The 4,333-nt window shown below is 63.4% G+C and carries 4 protein-coding genes; 2 read left to right on the top strand and 2 right to left on the bottom strand.

What is annotated here, in order from left to right:
* A partial coding sequence (locus ACE3UY_RS06585) for a bilirubin oxidase (RefSeq protein ID WP_374686751.1) occupies positions 1 to 1,616 on the bottom strand: 1,616 nt, incomplete at its 3' end.
* 447 nt (positions 1,617 to 2,063) lie between these two features.
* Between ACE3UY_RS06585 and ACE3UY_RS06580 the strand changes: the two genes are divergently transcribed.
* On the top strand, positions 2,064 to 2,735 hold the full coding sequence (locus tag ACE3UY_RS06580; RefSeq protein WP_374686750.1) for an NADPH-dependent F420 reductase: 672 nt from the start codon (positions 2,064 to 2,066) through the stop codon (positions 2,733 to 2,735).
* A 103-nt stretch (positions 2,736 to 2,838) separates the two neighbouring features.
* Here ACE3UY_RS06580 and ACE3UY_RS06575 read toward each other — a convergent pair whose 3' ends face one another.
* On the bottom strand, positions 2,839 to 3,018 hold the full coding sequence (locus ACE3UY_RS06575; protein ID WP_374686749.1) for a hypothetical protein: 180 nt from the start codon (positions 3,016 to 3,018) through the stop codon (positions 2,839 to 2,841).
* Positions 3,019 to 3,523: 505 nt separating this feature from the next.
* Between ACE3UY_RS06575 and ACE3UY_RS06570 the strand changes: the two genes are divergently transcribed.
* Positions 3,524 to 4,333, top strand: an 810-nt coding sequence (locus ACE3UY_RS06570) for a transporter substrate-binding domain-containing protein (protein WP_374686748.1), incomplete at its 3' end; no start/stop codon positions are given.

Raw genomic sequence — 4,333 nt, 5'->3', positions numbered from 1 at the left:
GCGTCGTCAAAGTGCGCTGACATATGCTCTAACAGGGCCAGTGGCCGTGTTACCGTCGCCGCCGGGAGGGGCGCGATGGTTGGCAGCTTCAGGAACTGCGGTGGCGTCGTCGGGTCGGGCGCCCGGGCCGGCACGACGCGAAACTGCATGATTTGGCCGGTCGAAGCTCCGTCGGCCACGGGGAAATCGATGCCGGGAGCGCCGCCGCCAAACGGCTCGTCCGGGCCGATGTTGCCCAGGACGTAGTTGCCCAACGGCACGTTGGTAAAGTCGACGATGATGTCGGCGCGCTCCGCCGGGCTCATCAGGAGATGGTTGCCGTAGGTGGTCGTCAGGTTAACCGGCGCGGCCAAAAAGCCACCCTCGTTACCGATCTGCCACACCTCGACGCCGGGAATGGCGCTGAAGTCCAGAATCAGAAAGCGCGAGTCGCAGCCGTTGAGCACGCGGAAGCGATAGCGCCGCTGCTCGACGTTCAGGAACGGCCAGGTGTTGCCGTTGACTATGATCATGTTGCCAAAGAACTCAGGATTCCAAATCGGCGAGATGTCGCTGGTCGGGATGTACGGGCCGGCGATGCCATCAAAGAACTCGCGCGTGTCCGGATAGAAGAGGCTGCCATCGTTGTTGAAAGAGCGATCCTGGATGGCCAGCGGGATCTCGTAATAGACCTTGTTCGACGGGAATTTGTCGTTCTCTTTAGGGGCCGGGCCGGGTAGGACAGCCCGCGTGCCGAAACGCGAGTCGAGCACAACGTCACCCGGGCCGCCGCGGATGATGAAGAAGCCGGCCGGGCCGGCATAGACGTTCAGTCGAGTCATGCCCAGCGTATGATCATGGTACCAGACAGTCGAGGCGCGCTGGGCGTTGGGATACTGGAAGGTGGCGTAGCCGGGTCCCCAAGCCACGTTGAATTTCTGCGCCGCCTTGGCCTTGAAGAAGTCGTACCAGGTGCCTTTAGTGGCATAGCCGGCGGGAATATTGGTCGCGTCCGGTAAGTACCACGCTTCGGCGTAGCCATCGCTCTCGTCGCCAATCTTCACCGCGCCGTGGACGTGGGTGACGATGGGCACAGGGCCGGTGTACGGCCCCGGTGTGCTGGCAAATGTCGGCCGCGTGTCGCGTCCGGCCAGGCCGCCCGGTGGGTTGGCCCAGTGCAGCGTTGGATCGACAGGCAACAGATGGGGTAGGAATTTGCCGGCGCCGTCCTTGAGGTCATTAATCCACTTGATGCGCACTGGATGGTTGGCTTTGGCTTCGATGGTCAGCGATGGGGCATTATGAATCAGTAGCCCCCGCTTGCTATCAGATTTGATCGCGCCGTAGCCCCAAACAGTAGTGGTGGGCATACCGACCGGGAGAATCTGCTGAGTGATCTGCCGCATGGAGATCTCGTAATAATCGACGGGTTTGCCCTTCTGCTTGATCGTCCCGGCGCGGGGCATCACCGGCGGGATGAGTAGCGGCGTGACGAACTTGGCGACGGACGGTGGATCCAGCGTGCCGCCGGGGATGGCCTGACCATGCACCAGCTTGGGCGGGCCGAACCGGGTGGTAATGAACAGGCCGAGCGTCGAGGCGCTTGCCAACTTTAGAAACTCGCGTCTTGATATCATGCTGTGCCTCCTGGCCATGAGCAGTATCTGGCAATACCACTGCAATGGGCCGACCTTCGCCTAATCAGTCACTAGATAGGCAGATGGTCGGCAACAGACTTAGAATCGGTTCTTGAGGACTAAGGTTCGGTCGCTACCGTCACTCCTCCTTGACGCCACTACGCTTCACAGGCCTGCTTGCGTAGTTCGTCAAAGCCCTTCCTGTGACCAGGAAAGGTCGGTTGCGCGCAATAGAACTGAACATGCTTATGATAATTGACCGGCGGTTGCGATATCAAGCCTATTTGTCACCCATTCGTTAGTCATTTGTCATAGAATTTCGACTCTTATACGTATATCCCTTCGTCTTATCCCAGCCTGGTTGGTAATTTTAGAAGGTCGGCTTTTGACAACGATACAGATCTGTATATACTGCTGCCCATCCGATGCAGACGTGAGGAGATGCAAATGAACTACGGCATATTGGGTTCAGGAATAGTGGGACAGTCAATTGGCGCGGCACTGGCCGCGCAGGGGCACAGCGTCGTGCTGGGCACGGGCGACCCGGCGCGGCTGGACGACAGCAAGGGGTACGCGGGTACGCTGCGCGAGTGGCTGGCCGGGGCGGGGCCGAACGCCCGCGTGGGCGCGTTCGCCGAGGCAGCGGCGCACGGCGAGGTGCTGGTCAATGCGACGGCCGGGCTGGCCTCCGTGGACGTTCTGCGTGGGGTTGAGACTCACCTGGACGGCAAGACGCTCATCGACATCTCCAACCCGCTCGACTTCTCCGGCGGGATGCCTCCCGCGGTGCGGACGTATGAGGGCGGCGCGTCCCTGGCTGAGGAGATTCAGGCCACATTTCCCGGCCTGAGGGTCGTCAAGACGCTCAATACGCTGACCGCCTCGCTGATGGTCAATCCGCGCCAGTTGGCGGACGGCGACCACAGCGTGTTCCTGGGCGGCAACGACGCGGTGGCCAAGGCGCAGGCGACGGAGATGCTGCGCGGCTTTGGCTGGACGGACATTATCGACCTGGGCGACTTGTCCGCGGCGCGTGGGCTGGAACTCTGGCTGCCGCTGTGGCTCCGGCTGTTCGGCGTGCTGGGCGCGCCGATGTTCAATCTGAAGATCGTGCGGTAGGGGCGCACCTGCGTGTGCGCCCTGGGGCAGACACGCAGGGTGCGCCCTGGGGCAGACACGCAGGGTGCGCCCTGGGGCAGACACGCAGGTCTGCCCCTACCATTTACATCGTTCGCGTCGCCATAAAAATGAGAACTGATAGCGCGCCGGCGATTAGCAGGCCGACCAGCATGATGACCAGGCCAGCCCGCTTGCGCGGCGTGAGGATGGCGACGGCCGCCCCAACTACGGCCAGAACAAGCCCCAACAGGATAACGAACGTAATAGGAATGCCGGTAAACATAAGTAGCTCCGTGAGGATACCGCGCCTGATCATGGGAAGCAAACGGGCATCGCGCGGATTTGCTTGTTGCCAATTTAGGGTTCATGCTCTATGATTTCCACCCAATTGGGTGGCTTGGGGCCGGCCTTCTGGAAGCACAGTTCCCACCTGTGCTGCTCGCCTGAGGAAGAGGGGCGAGCGCCGGCATCCCGGAGCCACCGCGGCGAGCATACGCCACCAACCAGCCAACGCGGCGTACCATCGTTGCCCGCCCGGCTCCCGCCGGGCTTCGCCCTCAGGAGGCGTCCCGGGTTGCCCATCCGGCGCGCCAGTCGCTCATTCTACCTATCGTTGTGGCGTCAAACGAATAGCGGTCAGGAACCGGCGAACGCTCGGCGTTCGGCGCGTCTCCCGGCCGGGAGGAATGGCAGGGCGGCAGTGGCGTGGGAAGCACGTTTACAAGTCAATCGGAAGTGAACAGTTCGCAAAACGACGACGGCTTTGGCCGACATGAGGAGAAGGAGTCATGTTGAAGACACGATGGAGTATGTTGATTGTTCTGTTGATCGCCGCCTTGATGCTGGCGGCGTGCGGCGGCGGCGGCGCAACCGGCGATACGACCGGCGACACCACGGGCGAAGCGGCGGCTACCGAAGTCCCGGCTGAGGAAGCGGCGGCCACAGAGGCCCCCGCCGAGGAAGCCGCCCCCACCGAAGCGCCGGCTGAGGAAGCGGCGACGGAGGCCCCCACGGAGGAGGCCGCGGCGACCGAGGCCCCCACCGAAGAAGCGGCGGCGACTGAAGCGCCGACGGAGGCCGCGGCTGTGGCCCAGGTGACCGAGACGCCGGCGGCGACGGCCGACCCGGCCGCCGCACCCACGGCGGTCACCGTCGTCGGCCTGGGCGATACGCTACAGGCGGTGCGCGATCGGGGCGTCCTGCGCTGCGCCGGCAACCAGTCCGTGCCCGGCTTCGGCTACATCAACCCCGACACCAACGAGTTTGAAGGGTTTGACATCGACTTCTGCCGGGCGCTGGCGGTGGCCGTCCTGGGCGACCCCACGGCCATCGAAGTTCGTCCGACGACGGCCAACGAGCGCTTCCCCGTCCTGCAGTCAGGCGAGGTGGACGTGCTCTTCCGCAACACCACCTGGACGATCAGCCGCGACACGTCGCTGGGCCTGGACTTCGCCCCGACGACCTTCTATGACGGCCAGGGCATGATGGTGCGGGCCGATAGCGGCATCGAGACGCTGGAAGACCTGGACGGCGGCACCATCTGTGTCCAGTCGGGCACGACGACAGAGAAGAACCTGGCCGACGTTTTCCGCGCCCGC

The sequence above is a fragment of the Promineifilum sp. (SeqCode) genome, from assembly GCF_041918635.1.
Classification (GTDB): Bacteria; Chloroflexota; Anaerolineae; order Promineifilales; family Promineifilaceae; genus Promineifilum.
The sequence above is the reverse complement of the archived record's forward strand: the minus strand, read 5'-3'. Positions and strand labels throughout refer to the sequence as shown.

Excerpts from the sequence above, each read along its gene's own strand:
- ACE3UY_RS06575 (WP_374686749.1), bottom strand. The coding sequence starts at position 3,018 with ATGTTTACCGGCATTCCTATTACGTTCGTTATCCTGTTGGGGCTTGTT.
- ACE3UY_RS06580 (WP_374686750.1), top strand. The coding sequence starts at position 2,064 with ATGAACTACGGCATATTGGGTTCAGGAATAGTGGGACAGTCAATTGGC.